The sequence below is a fragment of the Mesorhizobium sp. CCNWLY176 genome, from assembly GCF_037153935.1.
GTDB lineage: Bacteria > Pseudomonadota > Alphaproteobacteria > Rhizobiales > Rhizobiaceae > Mesorhizobium_M > Mesorhizobium_M zhangyense.
Genome location: NZ_JBBBDZ010000011.1, coordinates 104,549 through 131,277 on the forward strand (window position 1 = coordinate 104,549; position 26,729 = coordinate 131,277).

Sequence of the window (26,729 nt, forward strand, 5' to 3'; positions counted from 1 at the left end):
TGACTAGCTGGGAAACGGTTCAGCTCTTGCTGGCCTTTTCCTTGGCTGCCTGGATGGTTTCGTCGGAGCGATGCTCCACGGTCCTGCCATCGACGGTCTTGACGCCTTCCTCGGCGTCCTCGTCAGACATGCCCTTCTTGAAGCTCTTGATGCCCTTAGCCATGTCGCCCATCAATTCCGGGATCTTGCCGCGGCCGAACAGCAGCAGAACCACTACCAGCACGATGAGCCAGTGCCATATCGAAAAGGAACCCATTGTAACTCTCTCTCGAACGATTTCCTGAGATTGATCTATGCGCTTTCGCGCTGCGTTTCAAACAGAAGTACGTCAGACTTTCGCAAGGAAAGCCAGATGTCACGTGCTTTGGCAGACAAAGCGCCGCAGCGTATGCGGGCGCGCACCGGCTTTTCGGCACCTGAAACGGCGAATTCCAGCAATTCCACGACGCCGAGGAACCGGCGCGACAGTATTCTTGCCTCGATTTCGCCCTCCGTTTCGCTGACCTCGAAGCCTGTCAGCCGCACCGCCACCGTCGCCTTTGCGCCGTCCGCGATATCCGGCGACGGGATCTTGCCGACCGGCGTATCCACCACACCATTCGCAACCCGGCCATCGAAGACGTTCAGCTCGGAAAAAAACCCGGCTGCAAACAGATTCGCAGGGCTGAGATAAAGCTCCTCGGCGCGGCCGGATTGGACGAGGCGGCCATCCCTCAGAAGCGCAATCCGGTCGGCCATGCGCATCGCTTCCTCGGCGTCATGCGTCACGACGATCGCGGTGGCGCGGCTTTCGCGCAGGATCGCCAGCGTCTCGGCGCGCACATTGTCCTTGAGGCGCGAATCGAGCCCGGAAAACGGCTCGTCCATCAAAAGCACCGCTGGCCGCGGCGCCAAGGCACGTGCCAGCGCCACACGCTGCTGTTCGCCACCGGACAGCACATGCGGATAGGAACCTGCGTAATGCTCCAGCCCGACGCGGGACAGTGCAATCAAAGCTTCGCGCCGAGCCTCCTCACCCGAAAGCGCGGTCAGACCGAAGCGGACATTGTCCAGGATGGTCAGATGCGGAAACAGCGCGAAATCCTGGAAAACCAGGCCGATCGAGCGTTTTTCCGGTGGCAGGAAGACTGACGGTCCCGCGATCTCGCGATCGTTGAGCAGAACGCGTCCGGTCGACTGGCTTTCGATGCCGGCAGCAATACGAAGCAACGTCGTCTTGCCCGAGCCGGACGGTCCGAGCAGGCACAGAACTTCGCCCGGCTCGGCGGCGAGCGTAACGTCGCGCAGCGTCTCGGCTTCAGCCCCGAATGAATGGCAGATGTTTTCGAAAGCAAGGCGCGCGGCAAAAGTGACACCCGCGGTCACCCGGCTTGCGGTCTGCGCTTCCCCATTCTTCACTTAAAACACTACCCTTGAACCACCCGGTCCCGGTCAATCATCTGTGACGCGAGGTGTCAACAGCCCGAGCTCTTCAAGGTCGATATCGGTCAGCGGATCTTCGTCCTCGGTCAGCAGATCAAGATCGGACGGCGGAAGCGGAACAGAAAAATTCGACGGCATCCGGGCCGATAACAGTCCTGCTCCCTTCAATTCTTCCATACCCGGCAGATCGCGGATTTCTTCGAGTGCGAAATGGTCGAGGAATTTTTCGGTCGTCCCATAGGTCACCGGCCGGCCGGGCGTGCGGCGGCGGCCGCGCATCCGCACCCATTCCGTCTCCATCAGCGTGTCGAGCGTGCCTTTCGACGTCTCGACGCCGCGAATGTCCTCGATCTCGGCGCGCGTCACCGGCTGGTGATAGGCGATGATGGCCAGAACCTCGAGGGCGGCGCGCGACAGCTTCTTCTGCTGTATGGCGTCGCGGTTCATCAGGAAGGCCAGATCGCCGGCGGTCCTGAAGGCCCACGCGTCGCCGACACGAACGAGGTTCACGCCACGTCGCGCGTAGATTTTCTGCAGTTCAGCCATGGCGGCACGAACATCGACACCTTCAGGCAGGCGCGATGCAAGCTGCTTTTCAGTCACCGGCTCAGTGCTGGCAAAGACGATGGCCTCGGCCATGCGCGCAGCCTCCGCCAGAATCAGGCGCTCCGCCGGATTGCGTTCGGCTTCGGCCTCTTCATCGACCGTGAACGGGATCACCGTGGCATTTGCGCTGTCACTCATGGCGCACCTTCGATTGCTTTTTCAGCCGGCGCACGGCTGCGCAGATAGAGCGGCGCGAAGGCATCCTGCTGCCGCATCTCTATATGGCCCTCGCGCACCAGTTCCAGTGTGGCGGCAAAAGAGCTGGCGATTGCCGTCGCCCGCTCCTCAGGAGTGGTCATGTATGCGAGCAGGAACTGATCGAGCGCCGTCCAGTCCTTGAACGAGCCAACCAGGCGGGTGAGGATATCGCGCGCTTCCTTGAGCGACCAGACACCGCGCTTGGCGATCCGCACATTGGTGATCGCCTGCCGTTGCCGCTGAATGGCATAGGCAGTCAACAGATCGTAGAGCGAGGCGGAATATTCGTTCTTCTTGTCGATGATGACCATTTCCGGCATGCCGCGCGCGAAAACGTCACGGCCAAGCCGGTTGCGATTGACGAGCCGCGAAGCAGCATCCCGCATCGCTTCAAGGCGCTTGAGGCGAAATTGCAGGACAGCGGCAAGTTCTTCGCCGCTTTCGCCTTCGTCGCCCGGCTGCTTGGGAATGAGCAGCTTAGATTTCAGGAAAGCGAGCCAAGCCGCCATGACGAGATAGTCGGCGGCGAGTTCCAGCCGGATTGCGCGGGCGCTGTCGATGAATTTCAGATACTGCTCGGCCAGCGCCAGGATCGAGATGCGGGAGAGATCGACCTTCTGGTTGCGCGCCAGATGCAAAAGGAGATCAAGCGGGCCTTCGAAACCGGCAACGTCGACCTGCATCGTCGGTTCGCTGACGCCGCGTGAATCGTCGTTTTCCGCCCAGAGACGGTCCATCGGTGTGGCCTTCCCGGCCCGGCTCTCCAATGTCTCCGCCAATTCGGTGCCTTCTCTCCTTAAACTCCGCGGCGGCTATGCCACCGCTTCGAAATAGTTCGCAAACTCGGCCCGTATCTGCGCCTCGTCGGCTGCGTCGCGCTCACGAATATAGCTTAGCGCACGATCGGCGCGTTCCAGCGACTTTCCTTCGAGCGCCGTGGTGCGTGAAGCTATGCCTGTCATTTCTTCCATCACCCCGTTGCAGTGAAGGACCAGATCGCATCCAGCCGCAAGGATCGAAGCGGCTTTGGACGGGAAATCCCCAGAAAGTGCCTTCATCGACGTATCGTCACTGACCAGCAGGCCGTCAAAACCGATCTCACCGCGCACGATCTCCCGGATCACCTTCTCGGAAGTGGTCGCTGGTGCCGCCGGATCGATCGCAGAATATACAACATGCGCGGTCATTGCGATCGGCAGATGACTTAGCGCCTTGAACGGGGCGAAATCATGGGCCCGCAATTCCTCGATCGGCGTATCGACCGTCGGCAGTTCGAAATGCGTATCCGAGAACGCCCGTCCGTGACCCGGAATGTGCTTCATCACCGGCAGAACGCCACCGGAAAGCAGCCCCTCGGCCGCAGCCTTGCCCAGCGCCGTCACGCTTTGCGGCTCCTTGCCGTAGGCGCGTGTGCCGATGACATCGCTTGCACCCTCGATCGGCACATCAAGCACCGGCAGGCAGTCCGCCGTTATGCCGAGACGCAGGAGATCGAAGGCGTGCAGCCGCGCCAGAAGCCAAGAGGCACGCAGCCCCGCCTCGTGATCGCTCCTGTAGAGTGCGCCAAGGGCCGCACCTGCCGGATAATTCGGCGCGATCGGCGGGCGAAGACGCTGGACGCGGCCGCCCTCCTGGTCGATGAAAATCGGCGCTTCCGGGCGGCCGATGCTGTCGCGCATCGAGGCGACCAGATCGCGGATCTGTTCCGGCTCGCCGATGTTGCGGGCAAAAAGGATAAAGCCCCAAGGGCGTTCATCGCCGTAAAAGCGAATTTCGTCAGGAGTGAGCGTTTTCCCGGCACAGCCGAGGATCATGGATTTTGATTCGGTCATGGCCCCCAGATTAGAGCAACATGGGCTTCGAGGGAATCCATTCGAAATCGCTATCGGGCCTGCCGCAAAGCAAAACCGGCGCGAACATGTCGCGCCGGTTTCATTATCTTCGAATGTTGCCAGTTGCCTATTTCGAGACGAAGCAGTTGCCGCCGGCAGCCTTGTAGCTTTCGCAAAGCGAGATCGCTTCGTTGCGGCTCGGTGCAGGCACGCGAACACGCCAGAACGTACCCTTGCCGGCAATCTCTGCCTTGACGATATTTGCCTGGTGGCCGTTGAGCACGCTGCCGTAGCGGCGCTGCAGGTCCTGATAGGACGACTGGGCGGCCGCTTGGCTTGGCTGCGAAGCGATCTGCATGGACCATGCACCGGCCGCAGCAGCGCTTGCCGGAGCAAGGGCTGCAACCTGATCGGCCTTCACTTCACCCACGACATCGACCGGCTGATCGGAAGGACGCGTCGGCGCGATCGCCACCGATTTCGGCGTGGTCGAGTTCTGCGGCTTGGCTGCTGCCTTCGGAGCAGCATTGGCTTCTGCCGGGACAGGCTCATTGGCGTTCAGCGATGCGGCAGGCTTGGCGTCGGGCACCGATGCCGTGGTGGTTGCGCCGACCGGATCGGTGACGCTCTCCGACGCCGTCGTTGCCGGGTCGATCGCCGGAGCAGCAGGAGCCGGGTCCTCACGGGGAACCAGTGTGCCATCCGACTTCACGACCATCGTACGCACCTTGCGGGGCGTGACTGCGGCCACTTCGGGGTTCTGGTCGCCGCCGTTTTCCTGCATGATCTGCTGGATGCGATCCTCGGACTTGGCCATCGGAGCGGCGGCGTCGCCGTCGGTCTCGGATGCCATGTCCGTCTCGTCCAGCGCCGGTTCCGGATCCTGGGCAGCCATGTCCATCGGCTCTTCAGCCGTCGTCACCAGCTTTTCCTGCGTCGGCGTGGCGCTGGAAGGCGTGCGCGAAACGGTGTCGTAGACCTTGTTGTCCTGATTGGGGACAACGGTGCCGCCCGGATTTTCCGGCCTGATCTTTATCGGGCCGTCATCGGCCTTGACGAGCGCCGGCGCGCCGGACCCGACATTGCCGCCCGAGAGCGCATAGGCGCCGATCGCGCCGATAACCGCGATTCCGCCGACAACGGCAGCGATGAGCATGCCGCGCCGCTGCGGACGCTCTCTCTCACCAGCCGCGCCATAAGCGGTTGCCGTCATCTCTTCTTCAGAGTCCGGGTCGTAATCGAAATCATCGAGATTGGGCTGCTGATACTGCCCCCGTCCCTGCGAACCCGAAAGAGCGCCGGTGTCGAAGGCGGGCTGAGTGGCAGCAGGCGCATAGGCGGTGTGAGCGGCAGTTGCGCCAAGCGCGCCAGCTACGGCGGCACCGGCAACGGCTGCAGTCTGATACGGATGCCCCTGCGTCAGCGCATCCTCGTCGATCTGGAACTCACGCTCGAAATCGGCGGCGAAGTCGTCGGCATCGCCCGCAGCCTGCTGCGGCTGTGCGGCAGGCGCTGGTTCCGGCGAGTTCATGTCGTTGAGAAGGCTTGCGAACTCCGCGTCGATGTCGTCGTAAGCGGGTGCTGCCGGAACGTCTTCTTCGAAAGCCAGTTCCGGAATATCGAGGTCTTCCGCGAGCGCAACCGCCTGCTCCGGCACATCGATCGTTTCGATGTCCGGGACGTCGTTGTAGCTGGCGGCAGGCGCTGCGAAGTCTTCGTCGGACGCTTCGTCATAGTGCGCGACCACCGGCTGCGGTTCAGGCTCATGCCTGTTCCAGGTGCTTACCGGTCCGGTCGGCGTGAACTGAGCCGTCAAGGCAGCCAGATCGGCATAAGGATCGTTAGGCTGGCTGGAAGCCACCACCGGCGGCTCCTCGACCGGCGCATGCTCATCCTCATCCAGAGCGAGGTCGACATCTTCAATCGAATTGGCGAATGCGGCGTCGAAGGCTTCATCGTCGAATTCAAGATCGATATCCGCCTCGGCCTCTGCGACGGGCTCGGCGTCATAGACGGCTTCGTCGGCGGGAGCCGCGTAGGCCGGTTGACCGGTACGGTAATTGCTGAGCGAGTAAGGCGTGGAAACGACCGGCTGCGGAGCTTCGACGTAAGGCGTCTCGGCGAGCATATCCTCGTCTGCGAGTTCCAGCTCGATTTCTTCGTCCGTGCCTTGCGCGGCAACATAGGCCGGCTCGTCTGCAACGGCATAAACCTGCTCGTCGGCGATAGCGTAGGCCGGCTCTTCGGCAACGGCCTCCACGACCGGAGCCTCTTCGGCGTGATGCGCAGGCACATTGCCCAGAAGCGCATTCAGCTCGTCCTCAAGGCTCGGCCCGCTCTCATCCACGGCGGAAACCGGTTCTTCCGGCTGCAGGGCGATCTCGAGTTCCTTATCCAGTTCCGGATCGATCGAACCGTGACCGGACGATTTCAGCGGCACGGCGGTGAAGTCCATGTCCACTTCAGCCAGGGCTTCATCGAAATCATCGGCAAAAGCTTCTTCCGAAGCGACTGCGGCTACAGGCTGAGTGTATTCGTTCGTTGCCTCGGCTTCGTAGGCCGGTGCGGCTTCGGAGGCCGCCGCAGTTTCGTAGACTGGCTCAGCCTCGCCTTCATAGGCGACGTGAGCACCGGCTTCATCAGCTGGCGACCATTCGCCATGCAGCGGCTGGTCGTCTTCGAAGGAAGCGGCTACCGCCTGATCGAAAGGATCAGCAACGACGGACTCTTCGACAGCAACTTCTACCGGAGTGAATTCGGCTGCGGGCTCGTATTCAGCTACAGCTTCGTATTCGCCTACGGATTCATAATCGGCAGCAGGCTGCTGGTCGGATGCCGGTTCATATTCAGCGGCCGTGACCGCCTGATATTCAGGTGACGCAGCCTCTTCAACGGCGACTTCCGCGTGAGACCACTCGCCATCCAGCGACAACTCGTCTTCCAACTCAGCGGCGACCGCGTCGTCGAAGTTGCCTGCATCATGGGCCAGAGCTTCCAGAGGCGCAGCCTCGAAAGCAACCGTCGGCTCATATTCCGGCTGGGCGGCAAAAGCGGGCTCGCCCTCCGAAGCCTGAGGCTCCAGAGCTTCGAACTCGGCTACATCCAGCTCACTGGACAAAATCTCGGGCTCGTAGGCAGCCGGGGCTTCCGGCTGATAGGCCGTTTCCGTGCGATAGGCCGGCTGGAAAGCATGCACATTGTCGTGCACGGAATCTTCCTGGGCGAACTCGCCCATCAGTTCCTTTTCCAGATCGATGCCGAAATCGTCCGCCTCGACATTTGCGACCGAAGAAGGCGCTGCCGCCGGTTCCTGCTGGACCGGTTGGCGCGGGTCAAATCCCATGATCCGGGTCAGTTCGGCGAACGGATCATCGTTCGACAACTGGTCCCGATCGGCGATTTTAAGCTGGGTTCTGTCTACCATACTCTTTCCCGATACTCGCACTATTCGGACGCAATGGGCGTCACGTAAGGTTGGGCCTTACCAGCGCAATGTGGGCAAATGGTGACAGGTTTTCCCGCAAAACCTAGCGCATTTCGGCGGGCGCATCGGCCCCGATCAACGCCAGGCCGGACGTCAAAACGTCCGAGACAGCCTGCACCAGCCCGAGTCTGGCATACGTCAATTGTCGGTCGTTAACCTTAACAAAACGTAAGTCCTGATTTTCCGTACCCTTGTTCCAGTGTCCGTGGAAGCTGGAGGCCAAATCATACAAGTAAAATGCCAGTCTATGCGGCTCATGCGCAAGTGCTGCCGATTCGACAAGCCGGGGATATTCGGCGAGCTTTCTGATCAATCCGATTTCGCTTTCGTCGGTCAGGCGCGCAGCCGATTCGGCAAGCGAAGCCCGGTCGAATGCACCCTCGCCCAATTGCTCCTTTGCCTGCCGGAACACGGAATGGCAGCGCGCAGACGCATACTGCACGTAGAAGACCGGATTGTCCTTGGACTGCTCCGTCACTTTGGCGAAGTCGAAGTCCAGCGGCGCATCGCTCTTGCGATAGAGCATCATGAAACGGATCGGGTCGCGCCCGACCTCCTCCACCACCTCGCGCAGGGTGATGAAATCGCCCGAGCGCTTGGACATGCGCACCGGCTCGCCGTTGCGATAGAGCTTCACCAACTGGCACAGAAGTGCCGTCAGCTTGAGCGAGCCGCCGGACAAGGCTTTGGCCAGCGCCTCCAGCCGCTTGACGTAACCGCCGTGGTCGGCGCCGAGAATGAAGATGGTCTCGCCGAAACCGCGATCCAGCTTGTCCTTGAGATAAGCGACATCGGCGGCAAAATAGGTGAAGGCACCGTCCGACTTGACCAGCGGACGATCGATATCGTCACCGACATCCGTTGAGCGGAACAAGGTCTGCTCGCGGTCTTCCCAATCTTCCGGCGTCTGCCCCTTGGGCGGCGGCAGCTTGCCCTTGTAGACATGGCCCTTCAGCGTCAGGTCGGTAATGGCTGAGCGAATGGCGGCCGCATCGTTGGCATGCAGCGTGCGTTCGGAGAAGAACACCTCGTGGTGCACGTTCAGCAGCGCCAGATCCTCGCGGATCATCACCATCATCGCATCGATCGTGCGGTCCTTGATGAGGGCGAGCGCCTCGTCCTCAGGCTTCTGCAGCAGGTCGCGGCCGAATTCCTTGACCAGCGCCTGCCCCACCGGCACCAGATAATCGCCGGGATAAAGCCCGGCCGGGATTTCCCCGACCTCGTCGCCCAAAGCCTCGCGGTAGCGCAGCATGGCCGAGCGCGCGAGCACGTCGATCTGCGCGCCTGCGTCGTTGATGTAGTATTCCTTGGTCACGTCATAGCCGGCAAAGCCGAGCAGATTGGCCAGGGCGTCGCCCACCACCGCGCCGCGGCAATGGCCGACATGCATCGGCCCGGTCGGGTTGGCCGAAACATATTCGACATTGACCTTGATGCCCTTGCCGACGGTCGAGCGGCCATAATCGATGCCGACACCCAGCAGGCTGGTCAGTTGCGCCTGCCAGAAACCATCCGTCAGCCGCAGATTGACGAAGCCGGGACCGGCCACGTCGACGGCTGCAATATCCTTGTCCTGACGCAACGCCTCAGCGAGCTTTTCAGCGAGCGCACGCGGGTTTTGCCCGGTCGGCTTGGCCAGAACCATCGCCGCATTGGTCGCCAGATCGCCATGCGTAGCATCACGCGGCGGCTCCACGGCAATTCGCGAAAGATCGGCCGGCTGGCCGTCTTTGTCTTTAAGATCAAGCGCTTCAACGATCTTGATGATCCGCTCGTTGAAATCGGCGAAGATATTCATGGATGGCTACTCTGGAAAATCGGCACTTTATGCCGGCTCAATGCCGGAAAACCGGTTCCGCCTAGCCCAAATCGGGCGTGCGGTCAAACAGGCGGCGGTGTTCCTTGATCGCATAAGTGTCCGTCATGCCGGCCAGGAAATCGGCGACATGACGCGCTTTTACGCGTTCCGCCGCGCGGTCGAGCCCCTCGCGCCAGCCGTCCGGCATTTCACGCGGATCGGCGAAATAAGCGTCGAAGAGCTCGCGCACGATCTGGTCGGCGCCCTCGCGCACCAGCATCACATCCTTGTGGCGGTAGATGTTCTTGTAGAGAAACGCCTTCAGTTCCTTTTCAGCCGGCGCCATTTCGTCTGAAAACGTTGCAATCGCCGCATTGGCGGCATGAACGTCTTTGACGCTTTGCGGCTTCAACTCAGCCAGCCGTGCGGAAGCAGTTTTGATGACGTCCTCGACCATGATTGTGATCTGGCGCCGCATCAGTTCGTGACCGGTGCGTGCAGGGTCGAGCGCCGGATAGCGTTCGCGCACGCCCTTCAGGATCGATGCCGGCAGAGGGACCTCCTCCAGCATGTCGAGCGTGAGCAGCCCCGCCCGCAGACCGTCGTCAATGTCATGCGTGTTGTAGGCGATATCGTCGGCGATTGCCGCGCATTGCGCCTCCAGGCTGGCGAACTTGTCGAGTTCGAGGTCGTGAAGCTCCGAATAGTCAAGGATAGCCTGCGGCACCGCGCCTTTCAGGCCCTTGCCCTGGGAGTCGATCAGCGGGCCGTTGTGCTTAACCAGCCCTTCCAGCGTTTCCCAGGTCAGGTTCAGCCCGTCGAACTCGGCATAGCGCCTCTCCAGCCGCGTCACAACGCGCAGCGACTGCGCGTTGTGGTCGAAACCGCCCCAGGCCGCCATCTTCTCGTTCAGCGCATCCTCGCCGGTGTGGCCGAATGGCGTGTGGCCAAAATCATGGACCAGCGCCACCGCCTCTGCCAGATCCTCGTCGCAACGCAGTGCCCGTGCCAATGCCCGTGCAATCTGGGCCACCTCGATCGTGTGGGTCAGCCGCGTACGGTAGTGATCGCCTTCATGCGCGATGAAGACCTGCGTCTTGTGCTTCAGTCGACGGAATGCCGTGGAATGGATGATGCGGTCGCGGTCGCGCTGGAATGGCGTGCGCGTCGGGCTTTCGACCTCATCGAAAAACCGCCCGCGCGAAAGCGCCGGATCACAGGCATAGGCAGCGCGCGGCCGGTAGCCGAAACCGATGTCGCCTAGCTCGTTCGCCATTTTTGACTTGCCGCTGCTGGTTGACTTGCCCCTTCGCGCTTCATACCTATGGTAACAACACGAATGCAAGGTGACGCCAATGGGCGCAGATGCCAAGACTGCCATGAAGGGTGTAGACGTTTCCGAGGCCGCTGCGAAGCGTATCTCGAAGATCGTCGCCGGCGAACCGGGCAAGATCGCGCTGCGCGTCTCGGTCGAAGGCGGCGGCTGCTCGGGCTTTTCCTATAAATTCGATCTGGTAGATTCCAGAAACGACGACGACATTGCTATCGAGAAAGACGGCGCGACGGTGCTAATCGACGATCTGTCGCTCGTCTACATGGGCGGCTCGGTGATCGATTTCGTCGACGACCTGATGGGCCAGTCGTTCCAGATCAGGAACCCGAACGCCGTGGCTTCCTGCGGCTGCGGTACCAGTTTTTCCATCTGAGCCATGGCCGGGCCGGTTACGAGCCCGACCGTCTTTCGTCAGGTCGCGCTGGCTGCCGGCCGCGACCTCGACGCCACGCTCGCCTTCTGGCGCAACGTGCTGGGGCTTGAAACCTATGCCCGCTTCGACCCGCCCGGCATCGCTTTCATCGTGATTGGCGGCGTCAGGCTGTTCTTCACCGATGGCACTCCGCAGGCCACCGTCTATCTCGACATGACCGGCATCGATGCCTTTTGCAAGAATGCGGCCGCGAGCGGCATTCCGATCAGCTCACCGCCCACACTCGTCCATATCGACACCGCTGGGGAGTTCGGTCCGGCCGGGGAAAGCGAATGGATGGCCTTCCTTAAAGACCCGGCAGGCAATACGATCGGGCTCGTCGAGCGGCGGCCTGCTTGAACGTTTCGATTCGAGGAAATCATGAAAATCGTCACCTGGAACATCAACGGCATCAAGGCGCGCATCGGCAATCTGCTGGTCTGGCTGAAGGAGAGCGACCCCGACATCGTCTGCCTGCAGGAGATAAAATCGGTCGACGAACAGTTTCCCCGTTCCGAGATCGAGGCGCTTGGCTATCATGTCGAAACGCATGGCCAGAAAGGCTTCAACGGCGTCGCTATCCTGTCCAAGCTGCGCTTCGATGAAGTCAATCGCGGCCTGCCCGGCGACGACAGCGACGAGCAGGCGCGCTTCATCGAAGGCGTGTTCTCGACCGACAAGGGCGTGCTGCGGGTCGTGTCGCTCTATCTGCCGAACGGCAATCCGATCGACACCGAAAAATTCCCCTACAAGCTGTCATGGATGGCGCGGCTCGAGAAATGGGCGGGGGAACGCCTACTCCTTGAGGAGCCCCTGCTACTGTGCGGCGACTACAATGTCATTCCCGAGCCGATCGACGCGCGCAATCCCGCAGCATGGCTTGGTGACGCGCTGTTCCAGCCCGAGACCCGGCAGGCCTTCCGGCGACTCCTGAACCTCGGCTTCACCGAGGCAACGCGCGCCGTGACCGACGCGCCCGACACCTACACCTTCTGGGACTACCAGGCCGGCGCCTGGCAGAAGAACAACGGCATCCGCATCGATTTCCTGCTGATGTCGCCGGAAGCGGCCAATCGTTTTTCCTCCGCCTCGATCGAAAAGCATGTGCGGGCGTGGGAAAAACCGTCCGACCATGTGCCGGTGGCAGCCGAGCTGGCACTCCAGCCAGCCTGATCGATGGCCGTATAGCGCGGGGTTTCGGCAGGTGCTAATATGCGGTGATGCAGTTGGCCCGATCCTGCCTGCTTTCAGTCGCGATGCTCGCTTCGTCGCTGACTGCGGGTTTGGCTGATTGCCAGTGCCTTGCCAACGGCAAGGTCTACCATCACGGCGAACTGGCCTGCCTGAAATTGCCGAACGGCAACCAGTTGGCGCGCTGCGACATGGTTCTCAACAACTCGGCCTGGAAGAAAGTCTCGGACGGCTGCCCGCAAGCGGAGCTTCTCTCGAGGCCGGAGGGACCGTCTTCACAGCCGCCAGAGAGTTCCGGCGAGCATGGCGCGCCGCATCTCTTGCTGCCGACAGCATTTACCGACGCGAACGGTTAACGCCCGTCACTGCTGGCCGGTATCGCCCTTGGTGAGAATATCCTCGGCCAGCGCAATCGCGGTGCGGCGATCCGCTTCACCCGAAAGCGCGAATGCCTCTTCCTGCATGCCGCGAATCCACGGCTGATCGGCAGGGGCTGCGCGCTGGAGCGCTGCCGTCATCATGGCAAGCCCGCGCACCACCTTGCCCGACTGGAACAGGAGATTGCCCAGCGTCGCTTCCGCACCGGCATGGCCCTTTTCGGCCGCAAGCTGGAACCAGCGTCCCGCCTGACGCACGCTCGCCTTCACGCCGCCCTCGCCCTTCAGGAACATCTTGCCCATTTCGAACTGGGCGTTGGGATTGCGATAATTGGCGGCGGCGCGCATGAAATATTCCTGCGCGGCGACCTTGTTGGCCTTTATCGGGCTGCCCGGTATGCCCTTCTGCAGATAGTTGCCGAGCGCGACCAGTGCGTCCGAGACATAGCTTTCCTCGGGGCTGCCGGGCTCGACATCCTGCTCGACGATCTCGCTGAAGAACTTGAACGCCTCGAAATCGTTGCGATCGACACCGTCACCCTCGGCATACATGCGCGCAAGCTTCCAGCTGGCGCCGATCTGGCCGTTTTCAGCGGCATAGCGATAGGCCTCGACGGCCTGATCCTTGTGGCCGCTCTTGTAGGCCGAGAAGCCGAACTGGAACACCGCCCACGGGCTGGACTGAGCCTTCACCGCGCCGTTGTCATCGAAAACCTTGTCGTCGAACGCCATCGCGCCCCCGGCGGTGCCGAAGGTCGTTGCGGCTACGATAGCCGACAGGATGGTTGTTCTCACGACGTCAGATGTCAGCATAGCAGTGTGTTTCTTTCGCGCCGCCCGGATGGGTCACGGCGCCATAGCGAGCCGAGCCTACCGTTTGCGCATATTTCCAGATCGCGCCGGACTGATAGTCGGTCTGGCGCGGTTTCCATTTCTTTGCCCGGGCCGCAAGTTTCTCTTCCGATAGCGCCACATCGAGACTGCCGTTCACGGCGTCGATGGTGATGATGTCGCCATCTTCGAGAAGGCCGATCGGGCCTCCGATTGCAGCCTCCGGGCCGACATGGCCGATGCAGAAGCCGCGCGTCGCGCCCGAAAAGCGCCCGTCGGTAATCAGGGCAACCTTGCCGCCCATGCCTTGTCCATAAAGCGCTGCTGTCGTCGACAGCATCTCGCGCATGCCGGGTCCGCCTATCGGACCCTCATAGCGGATGACGAGAACCTCGCCTTCCTTGTAGCTGCGATGGGTCACCGCCTCGAAACATTCTTCTTCCGAGTCGAAGCACCGCGCCGGACCGGAGAATTTCAGCTCCGACATGCCCGCCACCTTCACGATCGCGCCTTCGGGAGCCAGATTGCCCTTCAGGCCGACAACGCCGCCAGTCACCGTGATCGGCTTGTTGGCCGGATGAACCACGTCCTGACTGTCGTTCCAGGCAACATGTTCCATGTTTTCGGCCAAAGTGCGGCCAGTCACGGTCATGCAATCGCCATGCAGATAGCCGTGGTCGAGAAGCGTTTTCATCAGCAGCGGAATGCCGCCGGCCTCGAACATGTCCTTGGCGACATATTTCCCGCCCGGCTTCAGATCGGCGATGTAGGGCGTCTTCTTGAATATCTCGGCGACGTCGAACAGGTCGAACTCGATGCCGGCCTCATGGGCGATTGCCGGCAGATGCAGCGCGCCGTTGGTCGAGCCGCCGGTAGCCGAAACCACTGCCGCCGCATTTTCCAGCGCCTTGCGCGTGACGATGTCGCGCGGGCGGATGTTTTTGGCGATCAGTTCCATGACCTTTTCGCCCGAAGCGAAGTTGAAACGGTCGCGCATTTCGTAAGGCGCCGGCGCGCCACAGGAATATGGCAGCGCAAGGCCGATCGCTTCGGCCACCGTCGCCATTGTGTTGGCGGTGAACTGCGCCCCGCAAGAGCCCGCCGAAGGACAAGCCGCCTGCTCCACTTCGAGAAGATCGTCATCCGAGATCGCGCCGACCGAATGCTGGCCGACCGCCTCGAAAACGTCCTGAACGGTGATCTGGCGGCCGCGATAGCTGCCGGGAAGGATGGAGCCGCCATAGATGAAGACCGAAGGCACGTTGAGCCGCACCATCGCCATCATCATGCCTGGCAGCGACTTGTCGCAGCCTGCAAGGCCAACCAGAGCATCATAGCAATGGCCGCGCATGGTGAGCTCGACGCTGTCGGCAATGACATCGCGCGACACCAGCGAGGCCTTCATGCCCTGATGGCCCATGGCGATGCCGTCGGTGACAGTGATGGTGCAGAATTCGCGCGGCGTGCCGTTGGCTGCGGCGACGCCCTTCTTCACCACCTGCGCCTGGCGCATCAGCGAAATGTTGCAGGGGGCAGCTTCGTTCCAGCAGCTTGCGACGCCGACCAGAGGCTGGGCAATCTCCTTCTGCGAAAGGCCCATCGCATAGAGATATGACCGATGCGGCGCGCGCGCCGGCCCTTCGGTCACATAGCGACTTGGCAGTTTCGCTTTCGAGATTACCTTTGCGTCCATTCCTGTCCTTGCCGCCCCATCGCGGTTTCTCCGCACAGCTTCTAATATGCTGCCCGAAGACACCTCTGAGGTGCTCCGGGTTTATGGCGGGAACTAGGCGAATTGTGCCCGGCCCGTTGTAGCCCAATGCTTCACCAGAGAGTGTTGCAGAAACATCACAAACGGTATGAGGATGTTAACCATGCCGCAGGCCCCACCAGCACTAAAAAGCCGGCAGAGCTTGCGCTTGCCGGCTTAAGAATTTTCCTCATTTGAAACAAAAAAGCCGGGCATGCGCCCGGCTTTTTCGATCATTGTTTCCAATGAGTTACCATTTGACCTTCAACGAGGCCGAGATGGCACTGACGAGGTCATTGTCGAAGTCGTAGGTAACCTCTTCGCCATAGTTGATGCCGTTTGAGGTCACAGGGCCGGCAGAACCGCTGGTTAGAATGCCCAGGGCACCAGCAAGACGGAGCTCGACGTTCTGAGTTGGCGTATAGGCGACGCCGCCGCCGAAGGTCCAGGTGTCGGTTTGGGCGCTGAGGCCGGTCGTGGTTCCACGATCCCAGGTGATGCTACCCGCTGCACTCCACTGATCGTTGAACTTGTGCCCGATGCCGCCGGAAACCGTCCAGCCATCGCGATAGAGCAGATCAAGCGAGGTCGCGACAAATGGGCTACCTGGGAAGCAAAGCGAAGCATCGACCCCAACAGGGCAGAGATCAACTGTTTGCAAGCGGCTCCAGTTGACCCATTTCACGGAGCCGAAAGCCAGCCAATCCGGTGCAATGCCCGACTGAACCTTGAATTCAATTGATTCCGGCATCGTTGCTGAGCCGTATATATCCGTCACGCGACCAAGAAGCGGGTTGGTCGGGCTGATGAAGCCGGGAATCTGCGTCAAATCCAGCGTTCCTGAAAGACCGTCCAGCTTCACTGCCGAATTGTAGACCAGGCTTGCGCGGAAGGCGATTTCCTGAATTTCGTAAGCCGCGCCGATGCGCCAGCCAACGCCGCTATCCTCAAGATCGAGACGGCCGACGCCATTCCCGAAAGCCGTGGTACCGGTGAGCGTTGGAACGGGTGCAACCAAACGTTCCTTGAAACCGCTGACTTCCTGATAGAACACACCGCCAAGCACGCGAAACTGGCCCTTCCCGGCATCCATCTTGTAGGAGCAGGTCGCGGCATAGTTGTCGCTTTCGATCTTGGTCTCGATATTGTCGTTGGCGCCCATCCAGTTAGCGCCTGGGTTGCTGTGCGCTCCCCAGGGCTGCGAATAGTCGGCCATACAGTCTATGGCCTCGCCGATGCCAGCTTTGAAGCCGATGCGCGGAACCCAGTAATCCTCGGTTTCGTTGACGCCGTTCGTCGCGCCACCGCCGATACCATTGGATCCGATGCCGTTGGCGGGATTGATATCGCGCACATTGTTGAGCTTACGATCGGGCATGACGTAAGTGCCGGAAACTTCGCCGGTGAATCGCGAAGTATCGAAAAGCAGATCGATGTTGTAGCCCCCGCGCTCGAGGCCACCAGCGCTCGCCGATCCTACGATCGCGAGCATCAAAGAGCCGGCTCCGAGGACCGATTTCATTAGCGCTTTTTTCATCAGGTATTCCCTCCCCAAGAAGTACGTGAAGCAAGCTAGAACTATTTCCCTCAGCGGGTGCAACCACGTTTTTACACCTGAACCTTTCGAGGGAGGTTAAGGCTTACGTAAAAGGAAGGTGGCCATCCACAAAAAGGCTTAAAACGGCCTCAGTTTGTGGGAATTTTTTCATAAAAGGTGGCCGAAAGCAGCCAAAAAAAGTGAAAATCGATGCTTTTCGACCCCATATCGCCAAATTGTTACATTATGGCAACAAGGGGGCAAAAAGTGGCAAAGATGTGAAAACATGACGCTGCGTTATGACCCATTTCGGGGCAGATGCCGCCTCAGGCGGCATCCAGGAATCAGCCTCCGAAGTGCCCTTACCCAGCGTCACGAACCCGCGCCAAAGCGACGTTCAGCTTCTCCTGCGCCTCCTGAAATTCGACCAGCTTTTCGCGCTCGGCAGCCACCACTTCGGCGGCCGCGTTGGCGACGAATTTCTCGTTGGCGAGCTTCTTGTGGATGCGCGCGACTTCCTCGGTCACCTTGGCCAGTTCCTTCTGCAGGCGCGCGGCCTCGGCTTCGAGATTGATCAGGCTGCCGAGCGGCAGGCAGGCGGTGGCCTCGCCGATGACGATCTGGGCCGAACCCTTGGGGGCTGCCTCGTCATGACTGACTTCGCCAACGCGCGCCAGCCGCTTGATCGCCGAATCGTGACGCTCCAGCCGTGCCTTCGTCGTATCGTTGGCACCGACGATCACCAGCGGCGCGATCGCTGCCGGCGGCACGTTCATTTCCGAGCGCACCGAGCGGATGCCCGACACCAAATCGACCAGCCAGTTGGTCTCGGCTGCGGCCTCCGCGTCTTCGAACTCCGGCGACGGCCATGCAGCCAGGCAAAGAAGCGTCGGCCGCTCCTGCCCTTCGCCCGCCGTATGCGCCCACAGCTCTTCCGTCATGAACGGCATGAAGGGGTGCAGCAGCTTGTAGATCTCGTCGAGCACGAAGGCAGCGACCGCGCGGCTTTCGACCTTGGCGGCCTCGTCTTCGCCCATGAAGACGGGTTTCAGCAGTTCCAGATACCAGTCGCAGAACAGGTTCCAGACGAATTTGTAGGCCGCTCCAGCCGCTTCATTAAAGCGATAGGAGGCGATGCCGTCGGTGACCTCGCGGGTGGCGCGGGAAAGCTCGGTGAGTATCCAGCGGTTGACGGTGAGCTTGGCGTCCTGCAGCCAGAACTCGTCGTTGCGGGCAACGCCGTTCATTTCGGCAAAGCGGGTAGCGTTCCACAGTTTGGTGCCAAAATTGCGGTAGCCGGCGATGCGGGCCGGATCGAGCTTCACGTCCCTGCCCTGCGCCGCCATGATCGACAGCGTGAAGCGCAGCGCGTCGGCGCCGTATTCGTCGATCAGGTCGAGCGGGTCGATGACGTTGCCCTTCGACTTCGACATCTTGGCGCCGTTCTTGTCGCGGACCAGCGCGTGGACGTAGACGGTGTGGAACGGCTCCTCTTCCATGAAGTGGAGGCCCATCATCATCATGCGGGCGACCCAGAAGAAGATGATGTCGAAGCCGGTGACCAGAACGTCGGTCTGGTAATAGGTCTTCAGTTCCGGCGTCTCATCCGGCCAGCCGAGCGTCGAGAACGGCCATAGGGCTGAGGAGAACCATGTGTCGAGCACGTCCTCGTCGCGGGTGAGGATTTCGCCCGGCTTGAAGTTTTCAAGCTTGTCCTCGACCCAGCCCTTCCAGGGGCCTTCCAGCGCCAGGTAATATTCGATCGCCGCACCCAGCGCTTCTTCCTCGGTCTTTTCGACGAAGACGCGGCCATCCGGGCCGTACCAGGCCGGAATCTGGTGACCCCACCAGAGCTGGCGCGAAATGCACCAGGGCTGGATGTTCTCCATCCAGTCGAAATAGGTCTTTTCCCAGTTCTTCGGCACGAAATTGGTGCGGCCCTCGCGCACCGAGGCGATCGCCGGCTTGGCGAGTTCGGCAGCGTTGACGTACCACTGGTCGGTCAGGAACGGCTCGATCGGCACACCGCCGCGGTCGCCATGAGGCACGGCGTGGCGGTGCGGCTCGATCTTGTCGAGGAAGCCGCCCGCCTCCATCATCTCGACGACCTTCTTGCGCGCGGTGAAGCGATCCTGGCCGTGCAGCGCTTCGATGGTGGCGGCAAGCTCAGACGTTGAATCAAGACCTTCGAGGAAGTCCTCGTTATCCCTGAGGTTTACCGCCGCCTCGATGGTCAGGATGTTGATCGCGCGAAGCTTGTGGCGCTTGCCGACTTCGAAGTCGTTGAAGTCGTGCGCCGGCGTGATCTTGACCGCGCCGGTGCCCTTCTCCGGGTCCGAATATTCGTCGGCAACGACCGGGATCTTGCGCCCGACGAGCGGGAGAACAACGTTCTTGCCGACAAGCTTGCTGAAGCGCTCATCTTCGGGATGAACGGCGACGGCCGTGTCGCCAAGCATGGTTTCCGGGCGGGTCGTCGCCACCGTGACATAGGTCGCGGGGTTTTCCGGGTCGTAGGCAACGCCTTCGACGGGGTAGCGGAAGTGCCAGAGATTGCCGTTGACCTCGTGCTGCTCGACCTCGAGGTCGGAGATCGCGGTCAGCAATTTCGGGTCCCAGTTCACAAGGCGCTTGTCCTTGTAGATCAGGCCTTGCTTGTAGAGCGTGACGAAGACCTCGAGCACGGCCTTCGACAGGCCCTCATCCATGGTGAAGCGTTCGCGCGACCAGTCGGCGGAAGCGCCGAGGCGCTTCAACTGGTTGAAGATCGCACCGCCGGATTCGGCCTTCCACTCCCAGACCTTTTCGATGAACTCTTCGCGGCCGATGTCGCGGCGATGGATCTGCTTTTCCATCAACTGGCGTTCGACAACCATCTGGGTGGCGATGCCGGCATGGTCCATGCCCGGCTGCCACAGAACGTTCTTGCCGCGCATGCGCTCGAAGCGCACCAGAATGTCCTGGAGCGTGTTGTTGAGCGCGTGGCCCATGTGGAGCGAGCCCGTTACATTCGGCGGCGGAATGACGATGGTGAAAGCTTCCGCACCCGGCTGGGAGCCGGCGCCGGCACGAAACGCATCGGCCTCCTCCCATCGTTTGGCGATTTTCGGCTCGACGGTCTTTGCGTCGTAGGTCTTCTCAAGCATGGGAAAGTGATCCGATTTGTCCGGAAATAGGTTGCCCCGGTGTAAATCGGAAGGGGCATTGCGAGTCAACAGTGGGCTGAGGCTCACCTCCCCCTTGAGGGGAGGTCGCCGCGCAGCGGCGGGTGGGGTCGTTGCGGCAGTGCTCGACGTTGCTTTGCGCCGAGTGTGGCATGAACGACCCCCTCTGGCGCTTCGCGCCATCTCCCCCTTGAGGGGGGAGAAAACGCAGGCACGCTTCATCATCGCCACGCCCGGTTTTCACCGTCTGGCCATTGTCAAAGAGCCGGGAAAGACGGGCGGCCGAAATCTCGCTCATCTTTTGTATTTTTCTGCGATCTCTCGACCGCCCGTCTCGGTGTCTGTCCCGAAGTTGGCCGGTCACAACGCCCGCTCCATGTACATTCCATGGACAAGACGCCGCGGGTTCTCCGCATGGTTTTGGGCAGAGGCATTTGCGCCGTGCTCGTTCCACGCCGGCCTGTGTCGGGCCCTCGGGTCCCTGGCTACCACACCAGGGCGGGAGGTCACCGCCACTCCCCCTTGATCCCGGTTCCAGACCCGGTCCCGCAGGAGCGATGGGGGGATTATGGATGAAGGCTGATGGGGTGAGGAAAGATCGGGTGTGAAAAAATGTTCGCAGTAAAGGAAAACAATAGGTTAGCAGGAAATCTGGCGTAAATCTTTCCTACAGGCTCGAGGATCGCCCAGACATATTGTGGTTCCCGCTCATGGACTCGAACCACGATTCACGCCGTCAAAGGGCGGTGTCCTACCATTAGACGAAGCGGGATAAGATCGGCTTCAGTCAGTCAAAGGCGATGGCGTATCGGGCGATTAGATGCTTGATCTTGCCGGCAAATGCAATGGCGCGGTCACGCCCCGCGCGCGACGCGTTCGATTTCCTCGCGCACCAGGCGCTCGACCAGCGTCGGCAGATTGTTGTCCAGCCAATCCTGCAGCATGGGTCGCATCATTTCCTCGGCCATTTCGTCGAAAGTCTTGCGGCTTCTGGCGGCAAAGGCTTCCGACAACTCGCCGAAAGCGGCTGCGACCTGACGGCCAGCATGCTCGGAAATGATCGCCGGACGGGCGATATCGGCCGCGGCTGAGACAGAATCAGGCTTCGCCGTCGAAACCGGCGCATAGGCATTGTACGACGGCGAAGGCGATTCGACGGCCGGCGTGGGCGCAACAGGTTGCTCCAGCGAAAGCTCGTCCAGAGCCGCGTCCAGTTCGTCCTCGTAGCTCGGCTGCGATACGGCGGCTTGAGCTGCCTCGGCAGCTTGCGGCACATTCCACTCGGGCTCCGCCAGAACCGGCGTCTCAGCCGGTGCTTCGCTCACTTCAGGCTCAGCATAGGCAACCGCCACGGACTCGGCGGGCTGTTGTTCAATTTCTTGGTTCTGCGGCGCTTCTTCGGCAATCTGCGCCTGCACTTCGGCCATGGACAGCGGTTTTGGGTGTTCGGGAGCGGCGCGGGCCGCGCGCAGTTCGGCGCGGAAGGCATCGACCTCGATCACCGCATTGTCGACGGGTGCGACATCGACGTCGTCTCCAAGCGCCGCCAGTTCGTCGGCACTCTTTCGGACGGTGTCGCTGTCTTCGATTATCCTGCGGATGGAAGCCAGAATCTCTTCCATCGAAGGTTCGCGCTGTACGCTGCTTGCCTGTGCCATCGTCACATCCGCCGCCCTTGTGACCAAAATTAACGATTCCATTGGCTTAGGCCGCAGGAATTCGAATCAACGGTTAGGGTAGCGGACGGATCGACCTTGGAGAATCCCCAAAGTCAGCCCTTAGGCGATTTCAACAGAATAGAGCCCTGGAATCAAAAGAGGCGCCACAAGGGCGCCTCTCGAAAACCGGCGGGAACCGGAATGGAACGATATCAGCGGCCGTCCGGCGTGCGCAGGCCGATCCACTTGTCCTTGACGGCCTTGTAGTGCTCTTCCGGCTTGTATTCGGTGACCTGCAGGCCGAGCCGCTTGGCGTAAAGCTGGCCGGTGGCCTGCAGAATGCCGTAGCTCGCCACGACGACCTGATTTTCGGAGTTGGCCTGATTGATCTGTGCGTTGATGACGTCCTGCTGGGCATCGAGCACGTCCAGCGTCGTGCGCTGGCCGACATTGCGCTCCTCGATGACGCCGTTCAGCGCCAGCTGGGCAGCGGCAATGGCCGAGCGGTTTGCGGCGACGCTTTCCTGCGCGGCAATGTAAGAGGTCCAGGAGGATGCAACGGCCTGACGGACCTGATCGCGAAACACATCGACCTGGATGCGCTGCTGGCCAAGCTGTTCCTTGGACTGGCGGACGAGTGCGGAGGTACGACCCCCCGAATAGATCGGAACCGTGATCGACGCGCCGATCTGGGCGGTATCGCTGTTGGTCGTGCTCTGCCCGCTCAGACCCGTCCCGGACAGGATGCCGTTGGTTTGATTGTAGGCATGCGAAACGCCTGCCGACGCAGAAATCTGTGGCAGCAGCGCGCCTTCCGCCGATTTCACCGAGAAACCGGCGGCATCGACGAGATGCTGCCCGGCCAGGATTGCCGGATGCTGGGCGGAAGCCAGGCCGTATGCCTGATCCAGGCTCTTGGGCAGCAATTTCGCCAGGGGCGACGCCGCCTTGAGCTTGCCCGGCTCCTCGCCAACGATCTGGCGATAGGTCGCGGCACTCGCCGCCGCCTGCGCGCGCGCCGCCGCCAATTGCGCTTCGGCCAGCGAACGGGCGGCATCGGCCTGCGCAACGTCCGTGCGCGTGCCCTCGCCGACATCGAAGCGGGATTTGGCCGCACGAACCTGCTCGGCCAGGAATTTAAGATTCTGCTCGCGCAGCACAGCGATCTGGCGGTCGCGGATGACGTCCATATAGGCCTGGGCCGCGCTGGACAGCGTGTTCATTTCAGTGTTGCGCAGATTTTCCTGGGACGCGAACACCTGCGCTTCGGCGGCTGCGACATTGTTCCTGGTCTGAAAGCCATCGAACAGCATCTGGTTGATCTGGATGCCGAAGCTGGCGGTCGACTGCCTGTTGACGTCCCTCGTCGACGAATAAGCGACGCTCGACGAGCCGTTGATCGTCGGGCGGTATCCCGATTTCGCGATCGCGACCCCCTCGTCCGTCACCCTTACGCCGGCGCGGCTCGAATTCATCGAGGAATTGAACTGATAGGCCTTGGAAAGTGCGCCGAGGATGGTTTCGGCGGAAGCAGCTATCGGAGACAGCGCGGTGGCCGACAAAAATACGGCAGTGAAAATGCCTTTGCGTATAAACGACACGACTATTCCCTCATTCGTTTCTGCGGGCGTCACATCGGTCAATTCAGGCGTTGCGCCTCACCAACACGATCCGACTCACGCCCCCTGCCAAATGCCCACACGAATACGCACAGGACTCAGCAACGATGGTCCAAACACTAAGCCACCACGATGACGCGATAGTCGCAAGACTTTCCGCCTCAAAATTCGAATGCGCGGATGCGTTCGAATCCCGGCAGTGGCCGAATTGCCGCATTAAATGCACGTCGGCCGCCAACAATGCCAGTAGTCTTTAAAAACAGACGGGCGACGCCCGCATTGCCCTGCCCTTCCACGGCAATGAGTCGGCCCCCCTCTTTCAGCTGATCGAACAGCGCCTGAGGTATCTCTTCGACCGCTCCGCCGATGAAAATCACGTCATAGGGCGCCTCTGCGCCGTGGCCTTCGTTCAACGCGCCCTGGACGACAACGACATTGTCGTAACCGAGGTTTGCCAGCGTCGATGTCGCGCTCTGCGCGAGCACAGGGTCGCTTTCCAGTGCGATGACCGAGCTGGCCAGGCGCGACAGAACCGCCGACGAATAGCCGGTGCCGCAACCGACATCGAGAACGAAGTCGCTCGAATGGATTTCGGCGAGCTGCGTCAGCTTGGCGAAGGGCGAGGCCTGCATCAGGTACCGCGCAGGCTGGCCGGACGCGGGAGATGCGATCTCGATATGCTCATCGATGTAAGCGAGGTTGCGGCGGTTGGCGCCGACGAAGGCTTCGCGCGGCACAGACAACATGGCGTCGAGCAAGGCCTGATCGGTCACATCCGTCGTGCGGACCTGGCCATCGACCATCTTCACGCGCTGTTCGGAAAAATCAGTGTCCATGCCCAAAACAACCCGTCTCGGCGCAAGCGTTGCGCGTTTCACTTCGCGTGAACGCTGTAGCCGCGCATGGCGGCCGCTGTGGCAGATTGGAGGCCTCGCCCGGAATCGAACCGGGGTGCAAGGATTTGCAGTCCTCTGCGTAACCACTCCGCCACGAGGCCTCGCCGCTGCCGGCGTTCTACGCCGCTTCAATAGGTTGCGGGCAAATTGCCGTCAAGCGACAGACAGCCATTCCGAACAAAATCCTCTGCGGCATCGTGAACGCATTGTAGACCGCGCCGATTTTCAGCCATGGCCGGGCGGTTGCAGTTCATCTGATGCGGGATAGAATCGCATCATGTTCATCGCCATCCGACGGAACGCTCGAGCCGTGGAGAAAATCGTGCGCTGGAAACTGGCCATTGCCGTTTTGATACCACTCGCCCTCTGCGGCTGCGGCGCAGCCAAGGCGGTTCGCGACACCGCCGGCAAGTTCGACGAATATGGCTGCCTGTCGCGCGAGTTCAAAGGCCAGCCGAGCTGCCGACAGCAGGAACCGTGAGGCCGGCGAGCGCAAACGGAACTTTCTTTGTTGCAATGTGTCTAATTTAATATCGGCAATCGGCCGCACCACTCAAAGATAAGGAAGGGACAAGACAAAGGGGGAGCGATGGAAATCTCCTATGACGACGTCGGCAAGACGAAAACCGCAAGAACAGTGCTGGTGAACGGCCGCAAAATACGGGTCGACCGCCAGGCGGTGGAGATATGGAAGGAAAATCCCGAGGCTGTGTTCAATCTGGTCTGGAACGCCGACAAAAGAGAGTTTCGTCTTTCAGGGCCGATTGAATGAGGCTTTGTGCTCGATCCTGAGCAATCGCGCCGTCCTGACTTGAGCCTCAAAACCTGATCGAATCACCCGGAAAACGGCAGATGGCCGCTTCAGCGCGAGCGGTTGTTGCGCCGCCGCTCCCACCAGACGATACCGCGGCGGCGATAACGCCTGACCAGCGCGAATTCGTAGGAAAGCACGAGAAGCCCGAGCGGAACCATCCAGAAGCCGAGAATCGGCAGGAAGCCGAGAAGGCCGAGAATCGTCAGCCCCACGCCGATCGCCACGCGCTTGTTGCGCGACCGCGGCATTTTTATCTCGCGGCCAAACACGGTTATGACGCGCCTGGACGTCTTGCTCGACTGGTTCGCCTGCTCCGTCATGAGTCTTTTGCCGTCTTCCATATCCACCAAAATCCCGGCCGGATGCCCACATATGAGGCTTTCCGTCGCAATTGCGAGGCGCCGGGCATATTATTCCATGAAAAATGCAGATTGGCGCTTTGCAAAGCTGAATTTGGTTTGCTATAGGCACCCTCGTTCAAACGAGCCGCTGTTCCCCGGTAGCTCAGTGGTAGAGCAACCGGCTGTTAACCGGTTGGTCGCTGGTTCGAATCCGGCCCGGGGAGCCAAGCCTTTTCAAGCGCTTAGCTAATTCGCTCGTTTTCCTCGTTTTCTTCCCAGGTACGCAATAGGTACGCACTGGCAATTCCAGTGGCCTTCAGAATCAACAGCGCGAGCCGGATGCGGATGAGCATCATGGCAGGACGCTCTCCCGCGCTTCATCAACATACCCGCGCGCTTTGGCGACCTTGTTGGAAATGACGATCAGCAGTTGCCGCAGCGCTTCTGAGTTCTCGCTGTCATCATTTTCCAGAGCCATATCGAGCGCGCGGCAAAGGCCCGATGTCACGTCAAGTTCATCAATCGCGTCGAGCAGTTTAAGCCGAGCCATTTCTTGCGTGTTCATGACGCTGCCCCCGCTTCTTCCTCTTCCTCCGGGCCGCTTTCGATTTCTTGCAAGGTGCGGTCGCACATATCGCGACCGATGATCAGCAAAGATGTCACGCGGTCGAGTGATTCGAGCGTGGCTTTAATCGTATGCCGATCCGCCTCCAGCAGGATTTCAATCGAGGCGGTCAGTAACTCGGACAGATTGCCGATGAAATTTGGGGTGTCGGAAAGACTGGCTTTGGTCATGGCCGGTCCTCCGAAACCCATCCTTCGCGCCGAAGCCGGTAGGAGGCAACGATGCGCTCTACAGGCATCGCCACCTTCGGGTGGACCTGTTCGATTGAAGTCACCATAATTTCGGCGCGAACGTGCGTGGTGCCGCCGAATATTTGAATGCGGCTTCCTGCCGGTACGCGCTCCCCGAGTGAAGCGATAAACGCCGCCCAATGATCCATGGCCGGGCTGTTCTGTTTGGCGGCTTCCGCGACGGCGGGGGCCCCGACAGTTGCAACCACTGCCGTTGCGACGGCGGTATTGCGAAGAAAAAGGCGGCGGGTGATGCTCATGTTCGCGCCTCCACGAACATGCTGTCATCATCACGAAGATTCCCATGATGATCGATCAACATGGTCTTGAACCCCTTGTACTGGCCGTGGCATGGGCGACCGACGACCATGACCATGGCTGACCCAGCACCATCCTCTACGGCCAACCGCTCCAATTCGCGCATGTGCCAGATGGCTCTTTCGTGGATCGTAGTTTCAGGCTCGGCAGCGAATGCCGGGGCGGCCACTGTGGCACTCATGGCACCGAGAGCAGCCGTGCCCCGGAGGAATATGCGTCGGTTGATTGAGGGCAAGCCTTCGGCGGCTGCCCGAACAGTGATGTTAGGCATTTTTGGTTCTCCCAATCTC

At 60.8% G+C, this 26,729-nt stretch carries 26 protein-coding genes and 3 tRNA genes; 7 read left to right on the forward strand and 22 right to left on the reverse strand.

Going from position 1 to position 26,729, the window contains the following annotated elements; genetic code table 11:
* Positions 1–19: 19 nt before the first annotated feature.
* From WBQ96_RS18705 to WBQ96_RS18740, 8 genes are all read right to left on the reverse strand, one after another.
* Positions 20–256: a twin-arginine translocase TatA/TatE family subunit gene (locus WBQ96_RS18705; protein WP_336552854.1), complete on the reverse strand. Its 237-nt coding sequence runs from the start codon at positions 254–256 to the stop codon at positions 20–22.
* Positions 257–291: 35 nt separating this feature from the next.
* A complete protein-coding gene (locus WBQ96_RS18710) occupies positions 292–1,398 on the reverse strand; it encodes an ABC transporter ATP-binding protein (protein WP_336552853.1) in 1,107 nt (368 codons plus the stop codon).
* A 33-nt stretch (positions 1,399–1,431) separates the two neighbouring features.
* The gene (gene scpB / locus WBQ96_RS18715; RefSeq protein WP_336552852.1) at positions 1,432–2,166 is read right to left on the reverse strand and encodes an SMC-Scp complex subunit ScpB; all 735 of its coding nucleotides are present in this window, start codon (positions 2,164–2,166) and stop codon (positions 1,432–1,434) included.
* Positions 2,163–2,963 carry a segregation and condensation protein A gene (locus WBQ96_RS18720; protein ID WP_165120815.1) on the reverse strand — a complete coding sequence of 267 codons (801 nt, stop codon included), beginning with the start codon at positions 2,961–2,963 and terminating at the stop codon, positions 2,163–2,165. Before WBQ96_RS18720 ends, scpB begins: the two co-directional genes overlap by 4 nt.
* A 75-nt stretch (positions 2,964–3,038) precedes the next feature.
* Positions 3,039–4,058: a beta-N-acetylhexosaminidase gene (nagZ, locus tag WBQ96_RS18725; RefSeq protein ID WP_336552851.1), complete on the reverse strand. Its 1,020-nt coding sequence runs from the start codon at positions 4,056–4,058 to the stop codon at positions 3,039–3,041.
* Positions 4,059–4,185: 127 nt separating this feature from the next.
* Positions 4,186–7,482, reverse strand: a complete 3,297-nt coding sequence (locus WBQ96_RS18730; protein WP_336552850.1) for an SPOR domain-containing protein — start codon at positions 7,480–7,482, stop codon at positions 4,186–4,188.
* Between the two features lie 103 nt (positions 7,483–7,585).
* Entirely contained in the window at positions 7,586–9,343 is a 1,758-nt protein-coding gene (argS, locus tag WBQ96_RS18735; RefSeq protein ID WP_336552849.1) for an arginine--tRNA ligase, read from the reverse strand.
* 61 nt (positions 9,344–9,404) lie between these two features.
* Entirely contained in the window at positions 9,405–10,619 is a 1,215-nt protein-coding gene (locus WBQ96_RS18740; protein ID WP_336552848.1) for a deoxyguanosinetriphosphate triphosphohydrolase, read from the reverse strand.
* A 79-nt stretch (positions 10,620–10,698) separates the two neighbouring features.
* On the opposite strand from WBQ96_RS18740, the gene erpA reads away from it, so the two are divergent.
* Genes erpA through WBQ96_RS18760 form a run of 4 tightly spaced genes read left to right on the forward strand, consistent with a single transcriptional unit; the run spans position 10,699 to position 12,635 of the window.
* Positions 10,699–11,049: an iron-sulfur cluster insertion protein ErpA gene (gene erpA / locus WBQ96_RS18745; RefSeq protein ID WP_336552847.1), complete on the forward strand. Its 351-nt coding sequence runs from the start codon at positions 10,699–10,701 to the stop codon at positions 11,047–11,049.
* A 3-nt stretch (positions 11,050–11,052) separates the two neighbouring features.
* Entirely contained in the window at positions 11,053–11,448 is a 396-nt protein-coding gene (locus tag WBQ96_RS18750) for a VOC family protein (protein WP_336552846.1), read from the forward strand.
* A 21-nt stretch (positions 11,449–11,469) separates the two neighbouring features.
* Positions 11,470–12,261, forward strand: coding sequence for an exodeoxyribonuclease III (xth, locus tag WBQ96_RS18755; RefSeq protein WP_336552845.1), 792 nt, complete (start codon positions 11,470–11,472; stop codon positions 12,259–12,261).
* 53 nt (positions 12,262–12,314) lie between these two features.
* Complete coding sequence (locus WBQ96_RS18760; protein ID WP_337035909.1) at positions 12,315–12,635, forward strand: hypothetical protein; 321 nt, start codon at positions 12,315–12,317, stop codon at positions 12,633–12,635.
* A 6-nt stretch (positions 12,636–12,641) separates the two neighbouring features.
* On the opposite strand, the gene WBQ96_RS18765 is transcribed toward WBQ96_RS18760, so the two are convergent.
* The 9 genes from WBQ96_RS18765 to WBQ96_RS18805 form a co-directional block, all read right to left on the reverse strand.
* Positions 12,642–13,469, reverse strand: coding sequence for a tetratricopeptide repeat protein (locus WBQ96_RS18765; RefSeq protein ID WP_165120824.1), 828 nt, complete (start codon positions 13,467–13,469; stop codon positions 12,642–12,644).
* A complete protein-coding gene (gene ilvD / locus WBQ96_RS18770; protein ID WP_336552843.1) occupies positions 13,456–15,180 on the reverse strand; it encodes a dihydroxy-acid dehydratase in 1,725 nt (574 codons plus the stop codon). The genes WBQ96_RS18765 and ilvD overlap by 14 nt, the downstream gene beginning before the upstream one ends.
* A 307-nt stretch (positions 15,181–15,487) precedes the next feature.
* A complete protein-coding gene (locus WBQ96_RS18775) occupies positions 15,488–16,774 on the reverse strand; it encodes an OmpP1/FadL family transporter (RefSeq protein WP_336552940.1) in 1,287 nt (428 codons plus the stop codon).
* 362 nt (positions 16,775–17,136) lie between these two features.
* Positions 17,137–19,920: a valine--tRNA ligase gene (locus WBQ96_RS18780; RefSeq protein WP_336552842.1), complete on the reverse strand. Its 2,784-nt coding sequence runs from the start codon at positions 19,918–19,920 to the stop codon at positions 17,137–17,139.
* Between the two features lie 716 nt (positions 19,921–20,636).
* A tRNA-Gln gene (locus tag WBQ96_RS18785) sits at positions 20,637–20,710 on the reverse strand.
* An 82-nt stretch (positions 20,711–20,792) separates the two neighbouring features.
* Positions 20,793–21,596, reverse strand: coding sequence for a PopZ family protein (locus WBQ96_RS18790; RefSeq protein ID WP_336552841.1), 804 nt, complete (start codon positions 21,594–21,596; stop codon positions 20,793–20,795).
* A gap of 212 nt (positions 21,597–21,808) precedes the next feature.
* The gene (locus WBQ96_RS18795) at positions 21,809–23,197 is read right to left on the reverse strand and encodes a TolC family outer membrane protein (RefSeq protein ID WP_336552840.1); all 1,389 of its coding nucleotides are present in this window, start codon (positions 23,195–23,197) and stop codon (positions 21,809–21,811) included.
* A 179-nt stretch (positions 23,198–23,376) separates the two neighbouring features.
* The gene (locus tag WBQ96_RS18800; RefSeq protein ID WP_165120830.1) at positions 23,377–24,051 is read right to left on the reverse strand and encodes a protein-L-isoaspartate O-methyltransferase family protein; all 675 of its coding nucleotides are present in this window, start codon (positions 24,049–24,051) and stop codon (positions 23,377–23,379) included.
* A gap of 87 nt (positions 24,052–24,138) precedes the next feature.
* Positions 24,139–24,212: transfer RNA gene (locus tag WBQ96_RS18805), tRNA-Cys, on the reverse strand.
* 221 nt (positions 24,213–24,433) lie between these two features.
* On the opposite strand from WBQ96_RS18805, the gene WBQ96_RS18810 reads away from it, so the two are divergent.
* Positions 24,434–24,592: a hypothetical protein gene (locus WBQ96_RS18810; protein WP_336552839.1), complete on the forward strand. Its 159-nt coding sequence runs from the start codon at positions 24,434–24,436 to the stop codon at positions 24,590–24,592.
* Between the two features lie 108 nt (positions 24,593–24,700).
* Positions 24,701–24,883 carry a hypothetical protein gene (locus WBQ96_RS18815; protein WP_336552838.1) on the forward strand — a complete coding sequence of 61 codons (183 nt, stop codon included), beginning with the start codon at positions 24,701–24,703 and terminating at the stop codon, positions 24,881–24,883.
* 89 nt (positions 24,884–24,972) lie between these two features.
* Here WBQ96_RS18815 and WBQ96_RS18820 read toward each other — a convergent pair whose 3' ends face one another.
* The gene (locus tag WBQ96_RS18820; RefSeq protein ID WP_336552837.1) at positions 24,973–25,245 is read right to left on the reverse strand and encodes a hypothetical protein; all 273 of its coding nucleotides are present in this window, start codon (positions 25,243–25,245) and stop codon (positions 24,973–24,975) included.
* A gap of 173 nt (positions 25,246–25,418) precedes the next feature.
* Between WBQ96_RS18820 and WBQ96_RS18825 the strand changes: the two genes are divergently transcribed.
* Positions 25,419–25,493, forward strand: a tRNA-Asn gene (locus WBQ96_RS18825).
* 125 nt (positions 25,494–25,618) lie between these two features.
* Here the strand turns inward: WBQ96_RS18825 and WBQ96_RS18830 are convergent.
* From WBQ96_RS18830 to WBQ96_RS18845, 4 genes are read right to left on the reverse strand one after another with little or no spacing between them, the layout of a single operon-like run.
* Entirely contained in the window at positions 25,619–25,831 is a 213-nt protein-coding gene (locus WBQ96_RS18830) for a hypothetical protein (RefSeq protein ID WP_336552836.1), read from the reverse strand.
* On the reverse strand, positions 25,828–26,061 hold the full coding sequence (locus WBQ96_RS18835; protein ID WP_336552835.1) for a hypothetical protein: 234 nt from the start codon (positions 26,059–26,061) through the stop codon (positions 25,828–25,830). The genes WBQ96_RS18830 and WBQ96_RS18835 overlap by 4 nt, the downstream gene beginning before the upstream one ends.
* Complete coding sequence (locus WBQ96_RS18840; protein WP_336552834.1) at positions 26,058–26,381, reverse strand: hypothetical protein; 324 nt, start codon at positions 26,379–26,381, stop codon at positions 26,058–26,060. The genes WBQ96_RS18835 and WBQ96_RS18840 overlap by 4 nt, the downstream gene beginning before the upstream one ends.
* The gene (locus WBQ96_RS18845) at positions 26,378–26,710 is read right to left on the reverse strand and encodes a hypothetical protein (RefSeq protein WP_336552833.1); all 333 of its coding nucleotides are present in this window, start codon (positions 26,708–26,710) and stop codon (positions 26,378–26,380) included. The genes WBQ96_RS18840 and WBQ96_RS18845 overlap by 4 nt, the downstream gene beginning before the upstream one ends.
* Positions 26,711–26,729 lie beyond the last annotated feature (19 nt).